Annotated in this window: 19 protein-coding genes; 10 read left to right on the top strand and 9 right to left on the bottom strand. The window is 48.4% G+C overall.

Annotated features, from left to right (window positions below):
* Positions 1-139 precede the first annotated feature (139 nt).
* Genes gatA through J4G07_18145 form a run of 4 tightly spaced genes read left to right on the top strand, consistent with a single transcriptional unit; the run spans position 140 to position 5,108 of the window.
* Positions 140-1,621 carry an Asp-tRNA(Asn)/Glu-tRNA(Gln) amidotransferase subunit GatA gene (gatA, locus tag J4G07_18160; protein ID MCE2415911.1) on the top strand — a complete coding sequence of 494 codons (1,482 nt, stop codon included), beginning with the start codon at positions 140-142 and terminating at the stop codon, positions 1,619-1,621.
* The gene (locus J4G07_18155) at positions 1,621-2,100 is read left to right on the top strand and encodes a hypothetical protein (GenBank protein MCE2415910.1); all 480 of its coding nucleotides are present in this window, start codon (positions 1,621-1,623) and stop codon (positions 2,098-2,100) included. The genes gatA and J4G07_18155 overlap by 1 nt, the downstream gene beginning before the upstream one ends.
* A 32-nt stretch (positions 2,101-2,132) precedes the next feature.
* Entirely contained in the window at positions 2,133-3,581 is a 1,449-nt protein-coding gene (locus J4G07_18150; protein ID MCE2415909.1) for a S41 family peptidase, read from the top strand.
* Positions 3,582-3,629: 48 nt separating this feature from the next.
* Positions 3,630-5,108 (top strand): CoA-acylating methylmalonate-semialdehyde dehydrogenase, encoded by a 1,479-nt coding sequence (locus J4G07_18145; GenBank protein MCE2415908.1) that lies wholly within the window; start codon positions 3,630-3,632, stop codon positions 5,106-5,108.
* 127 nt (positions 5,109-5,235) lie between these two features.
* Here the strand turns inward: J4G07_18145 and J4G07_18140 are convergent, their stop codons facing one another.
* Together J4G07_18140 and J4G07_18135 are read right to left on the bottom strand one after the other, a co-directional pair.
* The gene (locus tag J4G07_18140; GenBank protein MCE2415907.1) at positions 5,236-5,739 is read right to left on the bottom strand and encodes a hypothetical protein; all 504 of its coding nucleotides are present in this window, start codon (positions 5,737-5,739) and stop codon (positions 5,236-5,238) included.
* Between the two features lie 125 nt (positions 5,740-5,864).
* On the bottom strand, positions 5,865-7,820 hold the full coding sequence (locus J4G07_18135; GenBank protein MCE2415906.1) for a hypothetical protein: 1,956 nt from the start codon (positions 7,818-7,820) through the stop codon (positions 5,865-5,867).
* A gap of 359 nt (positions 7,821-8,179) precedes the next feature.
* On the opposite strand from J4G07_18135, the gene J4G07_18130 reads away from it, so the two are divergent.
* The 5 genes from J4G07_18130 (at position 8,180) to iolG (ending at position 12,309) form a co-directional block, all read left to right on the top strand.
* On the top strand, positions 8,180-8,668 hold the full coding sequence (locus tag J4G07_18130) for a PIN domain-containing protein (protein MCE2415905.1): 489 nt from the start codon (positions 8,180-8,182) through the stop codon (positions 8,666-8,668).
* Positions 8,643-9,515 (top strand): tetratricopeptide repeat protein, encoded by an 873-nt coding sequence (locus J4G07_18125; GenBank protein ID MCE2415904.1) that lies wholly within the window; start codon positions 8,643-8,645, stop codon positions 9,513-9,515. The genes J4G07_18130 and J4G07_18125 overlap by 26 nt, the downstream gene beginning before the upstream one ends.
* 162 nt (positions 9,516-9,677) lie before the next feature.
* On the top strand, positions 9,678-9,827 hold the full coding sequence (locus tag J4G07_18120) for a hypothetical protein (protein MCE2415903.1): 150 nt from the start codon (positions 9,678-9,680) through the stop codon (positions 9,825-9,827).
* Positions 9,828-10,176: 349 nt separating this feature from the next.
* A complete protein-coding gene (locus J4G07_18115; protein ID MCE2415902.1) occupies positions 10,177-11,070 on the top strand; it encodes a TIM barrel protein in 894 nt (297 codons plus the stop codon).
* A gap of 219 nt (positions 11,071-11,289) precedes the next feature.
* Positions 11,290-12,309 (top strand): inositol 2-dehydrogenase, encoded by a 1,020-nt coding sequence (gene iolG, locus J4G07_18110; protein ID MCE2415901.1) that lies wholly within the window; start codon positions 11,290-11,292, stop codon positions 12,307-12,309.
* Positions 12,310-12,315: 6 nt separating this feature from the next.
* On the opposite strand, the gene J4G07_18105 is transcribed toward iolG, so the two are convergent.
* On the bottom strand, positions 12,316-13,050 hold the full coding sequence (locus J4G07_18105) for an ABC transporter ATP-binding protein (GenBank protein MCE2415900.1): 735 nt from the start codon (positions 13,048-13,050) through the stop codon (positions 12,316-12,318).
* Positions 13,051-13,065: 15 nt separating this feature from the next.
* Entirely contained in the window at positions 13,066-13,743 is a 678-nt protein-coding gene (locus J4G07_18100) for an ABC transporter permease (GenBank protein MCE2415899.1), read from the bottom strand.
* A 346-nt stretch (positions 13,744-14,089) separates the two neighbouring features.
* On the opposite strand from J4G07_18100, the gene J4G07_18095 reads away from it, so the two are divergent.
* Positions 14,090-14,713 carry a hypothetical protein gene (locus tag J4G07_18095; GenBank protein MCE2415898.1) on the top strand — a complete coding sequence of 208 codons (624 nt, stop codon included), beginning with the start codon at positions 14,090-14,092 and terminating at the stop codon, positions 14,711-14,713.
* 8 nt (positions 14,714-14,721) lie between these two features.
* Here J4G07_18095 and larB read toward each other — a convergent pair whose 3' ends face one another.
* The 5 genes from larB to J4G07_18070 all read right to left on the bottom strand — a co-directional run.
* Positions 14,722-15,474 (bottom strand): nickel pincer cofactor biosynthesis protein LarB, encoded by a 753-nt coding sequence (larB, locus tag J4G07_18090; GenBank protein ID MCE2415897.1) that lies wholly within the window; start codon positions 15,472-15,474, stop codon positions 14,722-14,724.
* A 92-nt stretch (positions 15,475-15,566) separates the two neighbouring features.
* Positions 15,567-15,977, bottom strand: coding sequence for a YtxH domain-containing protein (locus J4G07_18085; GenBank protein MCE2415896.1), 411 nt, complete (start codon positions 15,975-15,977; stop codon positions 15,567-15,569).
* Between the two features lie 242 nt (positions 15,978-16,219).
* Positions 16,220-16,777: a DUF948 domain-containing protein gene (locus J4G07_18080; protein ID MCE2415895.1), complete on the bottom strand. Its 558-nt coding sequence runs from the start codon at positions 16,775-16,777 to the stop codon at positions 16,220-16,222.
* A gap of 88 nt (positions 16,778-16,865) precedes the next feature.
* Positions 16,866-19,523, bottom strand: coding sequence for an alanine--tRNA ligase (alaS, locus tag J4G07_18075; protein MCE2415894.1), 2,658 nt, complete (start codon positions 19,521-19,523; stop codon positions 16,866-16,868).
* A gap of 298 nt (positions 19,524-19,821) precedes the next feature.
* Positions 19,822-20,012 (bottom strand): RecX family transcriptional regulator (locus tag J4G07_18070; protein MCE2415893.1); only part of this gene is annotated, 191 nt, incomplete at its 5' end.

Genomic DNA, 20,012 nt, shown 5'->3' with positions numbered 1-20,012 from the left:
TCTGCCTTCCCAACCGCACCGAATGCGTCCGAATAGATGAAATTTAGTGGTTTTGCGTAAGTCCTGTATAATAGAAGCCTCTTGTAACAGATAACTGTTAGTTGATAACTATTCTATAGTGAGAAATAAGGAAAATTGAATGTCGCTTTATGAATTGACGGCACACGTCCTACATGAGAAACTCAAAGCGCGTGAGATTAGTGCTGTGGAACTCACCGAATCTGTTTATGCACGTATCGCTGAAGTGGAGCCTCACGTCAAGGGTTACTTGACACTAACAAAAGACCTTGCCTTAGAGCAGGCGAGTCGTGCCGATACTGGGTTTCAGAACGGGGACGATATGCCTGCCTTGGCTGGCATCCCGATTGCCATCAAAGATGTGATATGCACTCAGGGTGTCCGCACGACGTGTGCCTCTAAGATCCTTGAAACCTTCGTGCCACCCTACGACGCGACCGTTATGACGAAACTCCATGAACAGGGAATTGTGATGCTCGGTAAAACGAACATGGATGAGTTCGCCATGGGATCCTCTACTGAGAACTCAGCATATCAGATTACACACAATCCGTGGGATTTGGACACGATTCCCGGTGGTTCCAGTGGTGGTTCTGCTGCCGTTGTGTCTGCGGATACTGCTATCTGTTCACTCGGTTCGGATACTGGCGGTTCGATCCGACAACCCGCGGCACTCTGTGGTGTTGTTGGAATGAAACCAACGTATGGACGGGTCTCTCGTTACGGTTTAGTCGCATTCGCCTCTTCGCTCGATCAGATTGGTCCGTTTACCAAAGATGTCACCGATTGTGCCCTGCTGCTCAACGCCATCTGTGGACGTGATGCGATGGATGCAACCTCTGTTGATGTCCCGGTTCCGGATTTCACACAGAGTCTCATTAACGACGTGCAAGGCTTGAAAATCGGTATTCCGAAGGAGTATTTCACAGAGGCGTTAGACTCAGAAATTGCCGATCGTGTGCACACTGCTATTGCTGTGCTTGAATCCGTCGGTGCGACGGTTGAGGAAATTTCTTTGCCACATACCGAATATGCGATTGCGACCTACTACATCATCGCTCCCGCTGAGGCGAGTGCCAATCTCGCAAGATACGATGGGGTCCGCTACGGTTACCGGAACGAAAGTCCGGAGGATCTGATTGATATGTATAAAAGGACGCGAAGTGAAGCGTTCGGTGAAGAGGTGAAGCGACGGATTATGATCGGCACCTTCGCACTGAGTGCTGGCTACCAAGACGCATATTATCGGAAGGCACAAAAAGCGCGGACGCTCATCAAATCTGATTTTGATGCCGCATTTGAGAAAGTTGACGTTATTGCAACACCTACTTCGCCGACACCAGCGTTCAAGATAGGCGAACGCACTGCGGATCCGTTGCAAATGTATCTTTGCGATGTGATGACAACACCTGCGAGCCACGCCGGGTTACCCGGTATATCTGTGCCCTGCGGGTTTGTGGAAAATGGGTTACCCGTTGGATTACAACTCCTCGGCGCGCCTTTTGCAGAAGAAAAGGTCCTGCGGGTTGCTTATACCTTTGAGCAGAATACGGATCACCATCGCCAGAAACCACAAATTGCGACCCATGGAGTTGTTTCATAATGAACACGTTAACAGCACCGTTCGGCGGACTTCTTGGCGCGGCGATAGGCGGCGTACTTTGGGCGAAATATATCCAGTGGACAGGACGCACTGCTGGCTTCATCGCTATCGGTATCGCTGTATTGACTGGCGTAGGCATACTCCTCACGAGCAGCCGATGCCTCGAGCGTGATGCGAGGGCGATGTGGCGTGCTGTCAGTGTTGCTGCCGCGGTTTTCGCAATACTCGGTATTTTTATCGGAAAATATCTCGATGTCCAGTGGAATGCGGTTGCCGAAATCGCGGAGCAACTCAGCCAAGAGCATAATATATCAATAGAGCAAGCCATGCCGACGGCGACAATTGTGTTTAAAGGACAGTCTGTCTGGGAACTCATGCAAGCACGGATGAGTCGTATTGACCTGCTCTACTGTGCTGCCGCAGCCTTTATCGCTTTTCGGATTCCGAGTATCCAAAGGCTACGATACTACTTCTATTAAAATACTGTAATGTCGGCAGGAGGAAATAAAAAATGAAATTGTTAACGATAGGTTTCGGAAACCCACGGGCTTCGTCCGGAACCCGTTTTCGCATCTTGTTATCAGTGTTGCTTATTTGCGCGTTTCTACCGTTCGGTTGGAGTTCAGAAGAAACCGCTGATGATGAATTGGGAGAAAACCTCGCACTTTTCTCAGAGATCCTTGCGTATATTAAACAAGCACATCTCGAAACACCGGACTCTAAGGAGCTTATAGAAGGTGCCATCAACGGCATGCTTCGCAAATTGGATCCTTACAGCCAATACATTTCGGACCTCGGTGAGTTCCGAACGCAGAACCGTGGCAATTACGGTGGACTTGGGATGCTGATTGGAATTCGTGAAGATATGTTGACGGTGGTTACGCCTTTTAAGGGGAGCCCTGCTTCGTTGGCTGGTTTGCAAAGTGGAGATGTTATTAGCCACATTGAAGGTGAATCGACAGCCGTCATGACCTTGAACGAGGCAGTTGACCAGTTGCGTGGCGAACCGGGAACCCCTGTCTCCATTACGGTCGTGAGTCAGAACGATAACCGACCGGTTGAGGTTACTGTCACGCGTGAGGTCATTCGGATTCCGAGCGTTGAACAGGATATCATCGGAGATAATATCGGCTATATCAAAATCAATCAATTTCTTGATACGACAGCGAACGACGTGGATAATGCCTTTGTGGACTTCAAAGCACAGAATGTCCGTGGTGTCATTCTTGATCTCCGTTTAAATCCTGGTGGACTCCTCTCTTCAGCCGTTGATATCGCGAGCGACTTCCTCACGCCCGGTCAACTTGTTGTTTACAGTAAAGGAATTGAGACGCGCGAGGACTTCAAGGCGAAAGGTGTAAAAAGGGAGCACTTTCCACTGATTGTACTCGTTGATGGTGGGAGCGCAAGTGCTTCTGAGATCGTCGCCGGAGCCATCAAAGACCACGGACGCGGACTCGTCATGGGCAATAAGACCTTCGGGAAAGCATCCGTTCAACGTGTCTTCCCGCTGAGCAATTCAAAATCTGCTGTGAAGTTAACCGTCGCGAGTTACTTTACACCGGACGGGGTCAACATTGACAAGGTTGGCATTATCCCGGATGTTGAGTCCGCATGGTTTAGCCGCTCTGAACGACAGATGCAGTTGAAACTCCGTGATCACGAGAAACTCAAAACCTTCATAGAAGAGAATGGCGACGATGTGCTAACACAACTCACAACCGCTTCTCATGCGTCGCGTGATGACCGACACGCCGCAAAACTTCTACGGAGTTACCAGCGCTTGAGCGACGCGCTTATTGAAGAACAGATTATCCTCAGTGATATCGGCATTAAATACGCTCTTGCCCAGATTACAGAGAACTCTCGTGATGAACTGGAGCATGATCCGCAAGTCGTTGCCGCTATGGAACAATTAAAAGTACTTGAACTCTTCAGCGGAAGCACGCCATCACAATGATCGTGATCGCGTGACTTCCGATCAGAGGAGAACTAAGGAGGAGATACGATGGAAACTGATGTGAGTCTTCTTAAAAGCGGGAACCCGCTACCGAACTTCGTTAATAACACATGGCAGAAGTCCGAGGCGGCTGAACTGATAGACGTTACGAATCCTGCGACGGGGGAGGTACTCACCCAAGTCCCGCTTTCACCCGCGGAAGAGGTCGGTCAAGCGGCGACAGCCGCCGCTGATGCTCTCCACGAATGGCGGCGGACGCCCCCGGTCGAACGTATTCAATACCTCTTTGCCTTGAAAAACCTTTTAGAAGAGAACTTGGAGGACATCGCCAGAACGATTACGCTGGAGTGTGGTAAGACGCTTGACGAGGCGAAGGGTGAAATGCGGCGCGCGATTGAGAATGTTGAGGTCGCTTGTGGTATTCCCACACTCATGCAAGGCACGAACTTGGAGGATATCGCTACCGGTATCGATGAATTCATGATTCGTCAACCTGTTGGTGTGTGTGCTGCAATCGCACCTTTCAACTTTCCGGGGATGATTACTTTCTGGTTTCTCCCTTATGCCATTGCCTGTGGCAACACTTACATCGTGAAACCTTCCGAAAAAGTGCCCATCACGATGCAAAAGATATTTCAGTTATTGGAACAGACAGGACTCCCTAAAGGCGTTGTCAACCTTGTGAACGGTGGACGTGAGACTGTGGATGCAATCTTAACGCATCCAGACATCCGAGGGGTCAGTTTTGTCGGGGCGACTGCCACTGCTAAAGAAATCTATGCGAAGGCCGCTGCAAACGGCAAACGCGTCCAGTGTCAAGGGGGCGCGAAAAATCCGCTGATTGTCCTTCCTGATGCAGATCCGCAGTTTACTGTCAATGCTGCAGCCGAGAGTGCCTTCGGATGTGCTGGGCAACGCTGCCTTGCGGCATCTCTTGCTCTCACTGTTGGCGAGGCGCGCCACTGGTTCACCGAAGCCATCGCCGACACTGCCACTGATCGGGTGGTCGGAAATGGATTGGAAGAGGGGGTCGAAATGGGACCCGTCATTACTTCCGAAAGTAGGGGCCGAATTGAGGGGCTGATTCAAGCCGGTGCTGAGGAAGGTGCCCAACTCCTCGTTGATGGTCGGTATCCGAGCATCACTGGCGGTGAAAACGGCAATTTTATTCGTCCGACAATCCTCGATGACCTTAATCCACAGGGCGATATTGCCAGAACCGAGATCTTCGGACCCGTTTTAGGGCTGATCCATGTGGAGACGATCGACGATGCAATCGGACTCATCAATAGCGGACGTTACGGCAACATGGCGTGTCTCTTTACGAGTAGTGGCGCGTCTGCGCGTCAATTCCGTTATGAAGCAGAGATCGGTAATATCGGTATTAACATCGGTGTCGCCGCGCCAATGGCATTTTTCCCTTTCAGCGGTTGGAAAGATAGTTTCTTCGGTGACCTCCACGGTCAGAGTTGGGATGCCGTAGACTTCTTCACCCAGAAAAAAGTCGTCGTTGAACGCTGGGCTTAACTTTGTTAAAATAACCCAAGTTGCCACCAGCGTAGCCCGTAATGAAATGGAGGGCGGGTATACGGAGCAGAACTTCCATGCTCCCAACCCGCCCGATCGAACCGCAAGGTAAAATTAAAAATGGATTTTAACGGTGTCTACGGGATTCCAGTTGATTACGACGGAGTTCATTGACGCGTTTCCGTGCGTCTGTGCGCCGTTTCTTGGTCAATTCCGTCAGTTTCGTCATCTGCTCTTCCGTCAAGACCTCTTTGAGACTCGCATAGAATTTTGCATTCGTTTCCTTGATGTTCTCGCGTAATTTCTTTACTGCCTCACGTTTCTCATCAGATTTACGTGCTTCCTTAATCTGTGTCTGGAGCGTTTCACGCGTTTTCTGATAGATCGGATGCACCTTCGCTAACGTCTCTGTATCAACTGTCACACCGAAGGTCAAATCTATCCATGACTGATTGAGAGTCGCCACCGGATTGAGTGTAGCGATCCGACCCCGAGTTGGACGGGTATTGTCGTTGCGATATTGTCGTTTGCTCTGAACCTCTCTATGGGCTGCAGCCGTGTTTTCAAAAACGAACATTCCGATCATTGCGATTGCTGCGATTGCGCTGAGTACAAACCATTGCTTTTTCATTTTTCTTTCTCCTATTTGAATTATTATTTTGTGAATGCCCAATTATCTTTTTAGGAAAGGCATTTACTTTTGGTTTTGCTTATTTAGTCAGATCCGTTCAGAAAAGGTTCGCTTTTTTAATTTATTTACCACGGATGCTTATAGGATGGCGCGTTGACGAAACGGTGCATCCCTAACTCCAAATCGATGTGTGTGTAGGGGGGTAGATGGACGTGGAGGAACGTTCCATTGATTGGGATGCTCTGTCTGTTCTGACCGTCGTTGATGCTGACTGAAGTGAAATTGTGTTCACCCATCGCACCTGCTTGCACAATAACATCTCTCGATTCTGTGGTGTTCAGGTTGACGAACTGAATTTCTGTGGTATCCACAGTCATCTTCGTAACCAACGCACCAACATCGGGTGGCAACCCCGGTCGCTTCTGCTGTCCGTCGAAGTGGCGCACCCGTGTCACGAGTAAGCCGCCGTTGTAATGCGGCAACGGACCGCCACACGTCAGTTGAACCAATCCTTCACAGGTGATGGGGTTGCGTCGTTGGAAGTAGGCATCTCCATAGTGTGCTGGATCTTCGTCATCGTCAGCCATGAAGGCGAGACGTGCATCGACTTGGGAGAGGTTGTGCTTGAGGATTGTTTCTGGATATTCAGGATATTCGTCTCGCATGTATGCCAGCCACGCGCCGTCGTGTCCACCGCTATCTTTGGTATGGTGCCACGCGTTAATGTCGAATTTCGAGCCTGTCCTTTTAGCGATTTTCTTTGCGCGATCCTGATCCGTGGGTTCCATTGACAGTGCCCATAAATGCGCCACATCCGATGGGTGCATCGGCATGAACTCAAACCAACCGTCTACTTGCAGTGCAGTGCCGTCCTCGTTTGTGATTGGGTATTGCAGCCAAGCACCCGGCACATAATTGACTTTACCCGGATCACCATACTTCTGCGGAATGTAAAGTTGATCGTTCTTCTCAATCCCCTTTTCGATTAATACGTCAATCTGTGAGCGTGGAAAGTCGAGATACGCAAGATCTCTCCAGAGCAATGTGGCGTTCTGCGCCGCAATACCCACCGCTTGTCCGACGCTATGCCACCCGTGGGGCCAACTCCATCCATAGTATGAACCATACCACTTACCATCTATGTGTTCGCCGATCCTTCCTGACAATCCGACGTTGTCTGGGACAATACCACCATTTTCCGCTGTCCGCGCGATCCACGCATCGACGTATTCCCGAACCCATGCCTTGTATTTCTCGTCACCGGTCAGCAAAAAAGCATTCGTAGCAAGAGTCGTCGCCGCGAGGTTAACGACCGTGTCTCCCACTCCCTGACGTTCATGGTTTATCCTTCCCATACGCTCACGCAGTGCTTCATTTTCCCTAACGGCTTCATGACTCGCGCCTCCCGGAATATCGTAAAATGGCATATTGTAACCGTCCCAAGGGAAATACGGGTGTCCAGCGAAAGCCCAGAATGCCGGTCCCTTGCTCCCGTTCATGGCACATTTGATAATCTTATGCTGCGCGTCATAGTTCTGCACATCTGGGTCTTCATTCATGAAAAATCCTGCAAACCGTTTTGCCCGTTCGATGTTCTTCGGATTTGACGGGGCTGCCATACAGAGCATGTAAAAGAGATAGTTCCCTTCGCCTTGATGGAACCAGTCGTAACCCGGTTGATATTCTTTCACCACCATCGGGTAACCGTGACCTGTCCCATATCGCGCCATATCGTTTGTAATGACATTGAATTCCGTGTCTGCGTCAGCCAAGAACCGCGCATCACCACCGAGCATATAAAAGAGGGACCAGTTATGAAAACTCTCGTAGGCATCGTCCAATCCGTCGATACTCTGAAAATCTGGATGTGTGGGCCAGAACAGTGTCCCGTCTGAGCGCGTATACTTTTTCAGGACTTCTGGTGCTGCAGCGTTCATTTTGTCAATGAGTTGGCGTTCCAACATAGCCCACATTGGCGGTGTGTTAATGGGTGTTCGCGCTTCAATCGTTGGGAACATAATCTTTACCTCTGATATTTCGATTACGATTGGTGGCAGTATATCATACTTTTCTATATTCATGAAATTTACGTTTTTACGCGATCAAGATCATTTATGGTGAATTATCAAAATATGTTGACACTTACTGGTAGGTGCGGTTTGTAACCGCGCCGATTGAAGTGTAAAGTTAATTGTATAATCTACCATAGTTGTTCTGTAGGAGCGGAGAAATGCCCAAGCAAAACACTCCGATTCTCGACTGACTTAAGAGTAGTAGGCACGCTCCGCGTGCCGTCCACTATTCCTTTGATCATGATTAGAGGATTGGGTTTTCCTTGACATCTGCCTCCTTGTTATGATATGCTAATTCAACGAAGAGTCCTATTTTGTATTACGTTAACCTGTGATAGAAAATTACCGAGTGGAGTCTGGATATACGTGTGCAGACCAATTTACAGTTCTGGAAAATTTATCTTGATACATGTTGCTTGAGTCGTTTTTTTGACGACCAAACGCAAGCCCGAGTCTATCAGGAAACTGAAGTTATCGGACGAATCATTTCTCAGGTTCATTCCGGGCACTTGTATTGGATTTCCAGTGATGTTTTGGTGGATGAAGTAGAGCAAAACTCTGACTTGGACCAACGCTTACAGATTAAAGATTTAATAACCAACGCGCACCAGACTGTTTCTGTTGGAACGATTGAAATATTGAGAGGCAAGCAGCTTGAAACTTTGGGGTTTAAAGAATTAGATGCTTTACATCTCGCTTGTGCCGAGAGCGGCTTAGCTGATATTTTTCTAACAACCGATGATAGGCTTCTCAGAGGGGTAAAACGCTATAATTCTCAACTTTCCGTCCGGGTCGAAAACCCTTATGCATGGTTTCAGGAGATAGCAGAAAATGAGCGTATTAGAAATGACAGATAGTGAACTTTATGAAATGGGGATTAAAGTCCTTACGGATAAACTCGGGGTCTCTGAGGTGCCGCGGTTTATTCGGCAGTGCCAACCCGGTAAAGGTAATTACGCTGTTGACCGACATAAATTGTTGGCGGATCAACCCGATATTGACACCATCGTTAAACGGATCCAAGATAGGGTTACGGCAAGGGAAATAGAAGAACGCGCACGGGCTGAGAGGTTCGCCGCGCCTCAAAGCGAAATTCGGAAAATGACAGACATTGAGATTTGTGAAATCGGAAATCAAGTCCTTATGAATAAACTTGGAGCCGATGGATTGATGCGGTTTATCGGGCAGTGCCAAGAACTGAATGGTGGTTATACTCGGGGGCTAATTAAGAATAGGGAAGAGGCACAAGAATACATTAAACTTTACACTGCAAGCTTGACCTTCAATCCGAAAATAGTAGAAGACTACATCAAACGGGGCAATGCCTACAGTTACATTGGTGAGCATGATAAAGCCATCGCCGACTATGACCAGGCAATAAAGCTTAAACCTAATTATGCCAAAGCGTATTGCCATCGCGGTGTCGCTCACTGCAAGAAACACGAGTATGACAAAGCCATAAAGGATTATAACGAAGTCATAAAACGCGAACCCGATTATGCTGAGGCCTATGGGGCTCGTGGCGAGGCATGGTTACACCTAAAGGAATGGGAAAGAGCCAAAGCAGACCTGATTTTTGCAAAGGGCAAAGATTTTGACATCATCGCGTCATTTCGCAAGAGTTATGAAAACGTTGCAGACTTTGAGCAGAGGAACGGTGTCCAGTTCCCGGAAGACATCAAGGCAATGTTAACGCAACAGTAGGTTTAAAATCTATCATTCTGATGATGTTAATAGTGTTACCGCCGGTTTGAAAATAAATTTGTAGGTGTTTTTGCTTGGGTGTTTCCTGCAGGTAGAGCGGTAAATACACCGAAAAAATCGCAGCATGTGGAGAGATATACCGTTTTTCAAGACACTTTCTGTATGAACATAAAAGCAGCAATCCAATACTATGAAGGTCTAAATGATGTCGGAAAAGCAGGTTTCATTTTGACACTAAAAAGAGAGGACCAAAAACTCTTTTTAGACGCTTATGAAGAACACTACTGCTGGTTGAAGGGATTTTCCCTGTAGGGGCAGTCCCTTGTGGCTGCCCACATCCATCATTTTAGGAGTGACACAGCACTACTATAGACACGATCCGGAAAACGCACCGAAAGTCAAGATATCTGCACACATCTTTGAAGATGAAAAACCCTAACGGTAATGTTAAGGTGATGGTAGTAACGTGAGTTTGATATTCGTAGCGTAGACTGTCAGTCTTCGCCAGAAGACGCACAAACTAACGGATGATGCGACAAGAAACCCGCTGATTCTCAAAAGTATACGCAACACGTTTCTTAAGACTTTATTTTTCAAACTCACGTTAGACAACCTTAAGTAGATCGGAAAAGATTTCAAGCAAAAGAGAGTCTATAATTCTATGAAAATTGCAAATGCCCCGTGTTCGTGGGGTGTACTTGAGTTTGCGTTAGACGGGGAAGCACCCGGCTACGCACAGATGTTAGACGAGATGCACGAAATCGGTTACCTCGGCACCGAGTTAGGGGATTGGGGATTCATGCCGACGGATGCGCAACGCCTCCGTACCGAACTGAAGGACCGTGAACTAACGCTGTTAGGCGCGTTCGTAGGTGTCGCACTCGCTGATGAAAAAACACACGCATCCGGTGAAGAAGCGGCACTACGTCATGCCCGTTTGTTAGCGGATACTGCTGGCGAAAAACCCTTCATCGTGCTATCGGATGACAACGCCACTACAGAACTGCGTACCCGCTATGCCGGTCGTGTCCGTCCTGAACACGGGTTGACCCCAACACAGTGGGAGACTTTTGCACAGGGCGCGCACCGTATCTCCGAATCTGTCCGAGACGAGACAGGACTCCGCACCGTTTTCCATCCGCATTGTGCCGGATATGTAGAGACACCAGCAGAGATAGACACGTTGATGGAACGCACCGACCCGAACCTCATCGGATTGTGTTTCGATACAGGACATTACCGATTCGGTGGCGGTGATCCGATTGAAGCGTATGTCCGCCATGCCGATCGAGTCTGGCACGTCCATTTCAAGGATTGCCATCCCGATGTCGCTGCCGATTCTCGTAAGAATGAATGGGATTATTTCGAGTCCGTTGGGAACGGCGTTTTTTGCGAACTGGGCAACGGAGACGTTGATTTCCCCGCGTTCCTCGCAGAATTGCGAAAACGGAACTACGAGGGTTGGATCGTCGTGGAGCAGGATGTCTTGCCCGGAATGGGGAGTCCTTACGAGAGTGCAGAACGGAATCTGCGGTACCTGAATTCGATTGTGTAGCAGGAACTTCTGTCACGGCACACGGATGAAGTGTAATAAAATATTTGGGTAATTCTATAAAAGACAACTTTTAATCAAGCAGGCTCCAGAATCTTGTAAATCCTTGAATCCTGTAAGTCCTGATTCAGACGATGAATACCTACATTCCCCGATTAAATTCTTAATCTCCCATGGGTGTGCCTACTACTTTTAATAGAACCCACGTAGGAAAGGTCTTTGATGAACAAACTCTCAAAAATCGGTGTTGGCGTTATCGGCACAGGACGCATCGGTAAATTGCACATTGAACACCTCGCTCAGCATATACCCGAAGCCGAACTGATAGCGATTTGCAGTTTGGACCCCGCCGGTCTTGTCTCTCTCGCGAAACAATTTAATGTCCCAAAAACAACCGACGATTATACTGCAATATTGGCGGATCCGCAGATTGAAGCGGTATTGGTAGCATCTGCTACCGATACGCACGTCGAGATTAGCCAAGCCGCGGCGAGCGCAGGAAAACACGTCTTTTGTGAGAAGCCGATCTCCTTGGATTTGGGGCAGATTGATGAGACTTTGGCGATTGTTGAGAAAGCAGGGGTTAAGTTTCAGGTCGGTTTCAACCGTCGGTTTGATGCGAGTTTCATGCGGGTCCGCGAAGCCGTCGCCTCTGGAGAGATTGGCGAACCGCATATCATGCGAATCACGAGCCGAGATCCCGCACCACCCCCGATTGAATACGTCAAGATCTCTGGCGGGATTTTCCTTGACATGACGATCCACGATTTCGATATGGCGCGCTATCTCACCGGAGACGAAGTTGTTGAGGTGTATGCAGTGGGTGGCGTGCGTGTTGATCCGAAAATCGGCGAGGTTGGCGACATTGACACCGCCGTTATCACTTTACGGTTCCAAAACGGGGTTATCGCAACCATTGATAACAGCAGGGAGGCTGTCTACGGTTACGACCAGCGTGTTGAGGTCTTCGGTTCAAAAGGGATGGTTACGGCAGCGAATCCACCGACGGATACCGTTACCTTCAGCGGTAGTGAAGGGATACGCGCTGCGTCGCCTCCGTATTTCTTTGTGGAACGCTACAAACCAGCGTTTCTTTCAGAGGTGCGAGCGTTCTTGGCATGCATTCAGGAAGACACGCCACCGCCGGTTACAGCGGAGGATGGTCGGGCACCAGTCGTAATCGGTTTCGCAGCGTTGAAGTCGCTTCGTGAAAATCGTCCTGTCCTGTTGTCGGAAATTTAAGGTTTTTTAGTGACCGTCACCACCGACTTCACCGACTTCGATGTCAATCTCGTCTCGGTTTCTGACCCGCTCCACAAGTCCGTCTCGGATGTCTACAATCCGGTCAGAGACATCCAGCATCTTCAGGTCATGTGTCGCCGAAATAACAGTGACCCCTTGTTCCCGATTCAAGCGTTTAATGAGGTCGATAATTTCGCGTCCCGTAATTGTGTCGAGGTTTGCTGTCGGTTCGTCGGCGAGGATGATACTCGGATCGTTCGCAAGTGCTCTGGCGATAGCGACACGTTGACGCTGGCCACCTGAGAGTTCATCGGGAAGATGGTACATCCGATCTCCTAATCCTACCATATCCAGCAAATTTTCCGCTTTTTCATTGCGTTGTTTCTCAGGGATGCCAGCGAAAATCATCGGGAGTGTCACATTTCCATGCGCGCTCCGCACGTGCAGCAAATTGTAACTTTGAAAAATATAGCCCACGCGATGACACCGAAACGCCGCAATTTGTCTTTGCGAAAGATGAGACATATTTTGTCCATCTATATAAACTTGACCCTCCGTAGGGCGATCGAGGGCACCAATCATATTAAAGAGTGTAGATTTGCCCGAACCCGAAGGACCCATCAGCGAAATATACTCCCCGCGTTCAATCTCAATGTTGATGCCATCCAAAGCACGAAGAATGTTTGAACCCATGCGATATTCTTTGACAACATCTTCAGTTTTCACAACGATATCAGCCATTATTTTCCTCCGTGCCTATACCTCGGTACGCATTGCTTCAGCAGGCGGAAGTTTCGCCGCACGCCATGCAGGAAACGATGATCCGATGACTGCCAAAATCATGCCCAGAATACATCCAAGTAGGATGACGACGATAACACCGAGTCGCATTGTTCCGTCTTCAGGTTGCGCCGGTAATAGCGGGAAATAGAAGAATAAGTCTAACCCGTAGTCTTTAAGCCCTAAAAGCACTGCGCCGAGTGTTCCAAGAAGCGCACCGATGAGTGCTCCCGAGAAACCCTGAAATCCTGATTCAAGTAGAAACAGTCTAACCACGAATCCGTCTAACGCACCGAGACATTTCATCGTGCCGATCTCGCGAAAACGCTCTGTTACTGCCATTAGCATTGAGTTCGCAATACCTACCACGCAGACAATCAATGACATAATAATCAGCCAGATATCTTTTGTGGAAATGCCTTTTTCCGTTGTTTCTTCAAAGGTATTAATTGCCGATTGTCGTCCGCTCTCCTGTAGCGCGAGACCGATTTCGTTATTTGTCCAAACTGAAACTAAAAATGCAATACCGAGCGTGATACCAGCCGTCGTAATGATTGAACGCCCAAAACGAATTTTCAAACTCTGAAAACTGATGCGTAATGATTCTACAAAAGGAAGATCAATTTGTTCTTCAATTGGTGTTCTTTGCTGCAAATGTCTATCTCCTTACCCTTGATTGATATTTGTTTATATACATTTTATCAAATTTACAATTTTAGGTCAAGTTTTTCATGTGTGTGGTTCAGAAGTTTATGATTTTCTATTGGTTGTCCAGATGAGCAAGCAATAAATGGTTTCCCAGCTACAAGCAATGTGTTTGTAGTAGCGCGATTCATCGCACGTTCTAAAGGTATGCATAATGGGCAATAAATGGTTTCCCGACTACAAGCCCAGCGACTTGAAGGGGCATGGAAAACTAAATGGTCCTGGGATTGGCTTATACAGGATTGACTTTCCGATTTCCTGTTGCTATACTGGATACCAAGGAAGGTAAACATTAATGCTCCGAAAATTTTTCTCTGCTCCGCTCCTATTGCTAACTATCGGTATATTGTACTGGAGTCCGCCGATTTTTGCGCACGATGCTTTCTATCCACACCATCGCGATGATTTTGAAAGCATGACGCGCCGTCGTGCGTTGCGAGGCACCGTTATCCTGAGTACCACCGTTTTTCTGTGTGTGCTTGGAGCTGTTGTCTATGTCGCTTTACGCAAAATTAAAGAGATGGATGACGCAGATGGAAGTGATGCCAAATCGGTTCAGGAACGCTTGGAGCACGCTGTAAACAGAGCCGCAAATGCGGCGAAACATGCCCTTAACTCAGGCGAAAACATCGCAAAAGCTGCCGAAATAGCCCTCACAACATACGCTGAGACATCCGGTGTGACATGGCAACCGCGTTCTTATGGACAAAGTCCTTCTGAGTCGGTTCCATACCAAATTCGGTGCAAAATAGGAGCTGATGTTGTCACCCTCAGCATCAATGCTGAAGTTGTCCAATTAAAAGCAGAATACAACTTTGCTAAATCAGGATTCGGTTCGCAAGGAACGCCGAGAAGTGCAAGTGTTGTGCGAAGGATCGCAGGTGAGGAAAAGGAAGAAGGCGTTTTGGGTAGGGAATAACCGATAAATTACGCCCCGAGTTGATTGATAAGAGATGCACTGTAACCCGCCCCAAAACCGTTATCAATATTCACAACGGTGACGCCGGACGCACAACTGTTCAGCATCCCTAATAAAGCCGCAAGCCCCCCGAAACTGGCACCGTAGCCGATACTCGTCGGGACTGCGATGACAGGGCAATCCACTAACCCACCGACAACACTCGGAAGTGCACCTTCCATCCCCGCAACGACAATGATAACCCGTGCATTCAAGAGTTTCTCGTGATTACTCATGAGGCGATGTAATCCTGCCACACCGACATCATAAAGACGTTCCGGTTGATTTCCCATCATTAGTGCAGTTTCGGCGGCTTCCTCGGCGACTGGCAAATCAGAAGTACCCGCGGAAACGACAAGTATACCCGAAACGCCGGTATCTTCATCGGATTGCGAGACGGTGATCGTTCGTCCGAGTTCATTATAACGGGCGGTGGGTTGAACTTCTTTTACCGCTTTATACATGTCAGGTGTGGCGCGCGTGGCGAGGAGCGGATGTCCTGCGGCGAGGATACGTTCACTAATTTGCTTGACATGTTCCACTGTTTTTCCTTGACAGAAGATGACTTCAGGAAATCCAGTACGAAGTTGACGATGATGATCGATCTTTGAAAATCCTAAATCTTCAAAAGGAAGAGTGCGGAGGGATTGCAGGGCATCACCCACTGCCATCTCTCCGCCTTTAACCTGTTCGAGCAGGATTCTCAACTTTTCAATTTCCATTCATTTAATAAAGTATGCTGTCTACAGGACCTATAGATACCTGCCTAAGGTCGACGCGCGTTTATTTCCGTTTGTATGTATCGGAAAGACGTTTAGGCTTCCTCGGGTGCCTCTTCATCGGATTCTTCAGACTCGTCGATACCCGGGATAGATCCAGCGATTTTGGATCGGACATCAGCAGAAACTTTGCGTCCTGTTTCCACAGCACTTTTCACCTGATCACCTGCTTGCTGGAGCTGTTCTTTTCCGCTGTCTACAATGCTGTGAACGCTTTCTCTTCCCTGTTCCATGATAGTCTGGACACCTTGCTTCGCACTATCGGTCGTCTGATGCGCGAACTCAACCGTCCGGTTCTTTGCTTCAATCGAAGTGTCACGAATCTTTCGTCGGGTCTCCTTGCCGGAACTCGGGGCATAGAGCAGGCTGATAACCGCACCTGCCATGAATCCGGTAAAAAATGCGAAGACCATTGCGAGCCCGTTGTTCTGTCCATTATTACTCATTTTTTTATCCTTTCTATTACATTAAGATTGTTTTGGTGCAGCTTGCAGATCTCCTAATTTGGAGGTGTTTTGGTGCAGCTTGCAGATCTCCAAAACACACTGTTCAAATTTACGAAAATCAGGGTGGAAAGTTTCAATTCTCATGTTTATTTCTTGCTGGATTCTTTTTTCCTGATATCCTCTTGCGATTTAGATGCGATGCTACTTTTAGTCGAAGGAGCAGACAATTTAGCCAAATTTAATTATTCGTTAGACACAGCGGATATCGGGACATCCTCTTCTGGTTCGGAAGATTGTGTGAAATTGAAACTATCCCATCCCGCTTTGATTCCCTGCCATAAACCTACGATATCAGCCAGTGAAACTGCTATCTGATTGCGGAAAAACGTGGCTTGTTCGATCGTCTGACCAGAAAAACTACTCACTTTTTGAACCAACTCGTCAAGTTCTTGAATGCTTTGGTTCAGGACACCACTCATTTCTTGGATATTGTGCACCGTCGGTTGAATTTCGGTCTCGCTAATCCCTTGTAAGGAAGCTGTCAACCCATTCAGATTTTGCAGCAGTTCTGGGAGTTCCTTGTTCACCTCTTTCACTGTCCTATCCACGTCGGTAATCAATTCTCCGATCTCTTGATTAACGATGTTTTCTGTGGAATTCAATGTGTTGCGAATGCTGTTTAAAGAGTTTCGGAGACTCCCAATAGCCGCACACATATACCCCGCAAGGGCTGTGAGCGCAATTAGGAAAATACCGAGGCTGAACTTCCAAAAAAGTGAAGCAATCAAACTCCAATCCATGACTTCTCCTTTGTGCATTCTAAGATGCCACTTCTATTAAACGACTTTTCACACACATCTGTCTCGCAGAAAGGCGGTCTCTGCAAGTTTAAACTTTAAGTTGTTGCGCGACGATTTCGCCGGTTTTCGCAATTGCTGCGTTTACCTTGCTCGGATTCTTGCCGCCACCTTGCGCGAGTTCTGGGCGTCCACCACCGCGACCGTCAGCCAGTTGCGTGAGTTCGGAGACGATTTTACCCGCATGCAAATCGCGGTTCTTCACTAAGTCTGCCGTTACGCCAACTACGAAGGCGACTTCGGTTCCTGACACAGCCGCAAGCGCAACAACACCAGATTCTAAGCGCGTTTTGAGTTCATCAACGAGTTTCCGTAACCCGTTCCGATCCGCGTTTGTTACGAGCGAGGCAACCACCCGCACATCTTCGACAAGTGTCGCACCTTCGACCAAGGTGCCGACGTTCGCAAGGGCGTGCTGGCTTTTGAGTTGTTGAAGTTGTTGTTCTAAATCCCGTTGTTCCTGAAGCAGACGTTCGATCCGTTCGGGCAGAGCCGTTTTGGGGGTTTTCAGGAGATTCGCCACGTTAGCGAGGAGTGTGGTATCTTCTTGAACCGTTGATACCGCGGCAGTCCCTGTCAATGCTTCAACGCGTCGGACACCTGCAGCGATACTGCTTTCGCTCATCAGCTTCACAAAACCGAGCTCACCTGTTGCATCAACGTGGGTGCCTCCACAGAGTTCAACGCTATAACTCCCTGCTTGCACAACGCGAACAATGTCGCCGTACTTATCGCCGAAGAAGGCTAAAGCCCCTTTCGATTTCGCCGCATCTAACGACGTTTCACTGATAGACAACGCGTCGTTCCCACGAATTTTTTCGTTGACAAATTCCTCAATGTCTCGTAACTGCTCTGGTGAAACAGATTCGTAGTGTGAGAAGTCGAATCGCAATCTACCCGCTTCAACGAGTGAACCCGCTTGCGCTACATGTGTTCCGAGTACCTGTCGCAGTCCACTGTGTAGAAGGTGCGTTGCTGTGTGGCTCACGGCGATGGCATTTCGACGTTCACTATCTATTTGTGCTTGGACCGCACTGTAGGGGGTGATTTCACCTTCAAGGACCTTACACCTATGAACAACCAAGTCTGCCGAAGGCTTGAGTGTATCCTCTACAGCCAATCTGGCATTGCCGTTTTCAATTGTGCCGATATCGCCGACTTGTCCACCCGATTCGCCGTAAAAAGGCGTTCGGTTCAGCAGCACAAACACCTCGTCGCCTTCTTGCGCGCTACCAACCGATTCCGCGTCAGCAATTAAGGCGACAACTTCTGCTTCGACGTTGTTTCGTGTATAGCCGACGAATTCGGTTTCGCCATGCTCTTTAAGGACTTCCGCGTAAACGGAGATTTCTTCATCTTTGACACCGCCTCTATCTTCCCATGCCGCCCGTCCACGCGAGCGTTGCGCCTCCATACTCTGTTCAAAGCCCATATCGTCAACTGTGAACCCACGTTCACGTGCGAGCATCTGGGTCAGATCAAGGGGGAAACCGAAGGTATCATATAACTCAAACGCCCGCTTTCCATCGATCTCTGTACCGTTCTGCTCCTTGAGCGTGTCAAATGAGTTATCGAGAAGTTCCAAACCGCGTTCGATTGTTTGATGGAAGCGATGCTCTTCACCCTGAATCGTGCGACTGATAAACTCATGACGCGGCAATACATCAGGAAATACATCGCCAAGCAATGCGATGACGTTATCAACAAGCCGGTAGATGAACGCTGCGTCCATCCCTAATTTCTTGCCGTAAAGCACAGCCCGTCGCAAAATTCTGCGGATGACATAGCCTCGTCCCTCGTTAGAGGGCATGACCCCATCACCGATGGCAAAGGTCAAGCACCGAATATGATCAGCGATAACTCGATGGGGTAACCCGCGTTCATCATCGAAATAGGCGGTGTCTGTCATATCAGCAATTGTCGTCAAAAGCGGTGTGAACAGATCTGTCTTATAGTTGGTATCAACACCTTGTAATATGGAGGTAATTCGTTCAAAACCCATGCCTGTATCTACATGTGTGGCTGGCAGGGGTTCAAGCGAACCGTCTTCGTTTCGGTTGTACTGGATGAACACCAGATTCCAGAATTCCCTGAAGCGGTCGCTCGTATTGGGACCTGCGTCTGGGTCACTTGCGGTTTCCGGATAGGCTTCTACGCCCATGTCAACAAAGAGTTCGCTGCAAGGACCGCAAGGACCTGTTTCACCCATTTCCCAGAAGTTATCCTTATCACAACGGCGGATGCGCGAGAGCGGGAGATCTGTCTCTTGGAGCCAGAGTTTTTCTGCTTCGTCGTCTTCGAGATAGACTGTCGCCCAGAGACGCTCCTTCGGGATCTGCCAAAGTTCGATCACCAGTTCCCATGCAAAGGCGATAGCTTCCTGTTTGTAGTAATCGCCGAATGACCAGTTTCCGAGCATCTCAAAGAAGGTATGGTGGCTCGGCGAGTAACCGACCTCTTCAAGATCGTTGTGTTTGCCACTAACCCGCAGACATTTTTGTGTGTCAACGGCGCGCGTATACTCCCGCTGTCCGATACCGAGAAACACATCCTTGAATTGGTTCATACCGGCGTTGGTGAACAACAGCGTCGGGTCACCCGCTGGTATCAAGGACGCACTCGGCACGATAGTATGCCCGTGTTTGCGGAAGTATTCTAAGAAACTATCTCTAATTTCATCTGATGTCATATTGGACTCTCTCCTACGTTATCTATTCCTAATTATATGCTATTTCTCGCAGAGAAGTCAAGAGAAAACAGAAACACAAAATAGACGTGTTTACAGAAAGGTATCAACCGCATTAGCAACCGATGATTGTTCAATGGGCATCATGGCAAGAGATTATATTAGGACTTATGCACTTCCCCGGTAGGTGCGGAATGTAATACGAGGAATGGATTTGGTCTATTCCCAGACCAAATCCCCTAACCGCACCGATTGCGCCATAATAGACTGAATTCTTTGATTTTGCGTAAGTCATGTATATTTAAAATATCTGATCGAGTACCTGCCGCACAATTTCGGCACCGAAACCGCGTCGTGCCAAAAACCCGTGTAATCGACGTTTGGCGACATGGATCGGCAGCCGTTTATACTGCTTTACCCGTTTTTGGGCAATCTGGAGCGCGACTTTCGTTTCGTCTTCAGTTTCTACGTTCGCGACAACTTGTTCCGCTG

It is taken from the genome of Candidatus Poribacteria bacterium (genome assembly GCA_021295715.1).
GTDB lineage: Bacteria > Poribacteria > WGA-4E > WGA-4E > WGA-3G > WGA-3G.
This window is presented reverse-complemented; position numbering and strand designations above follow the sequence as displayed.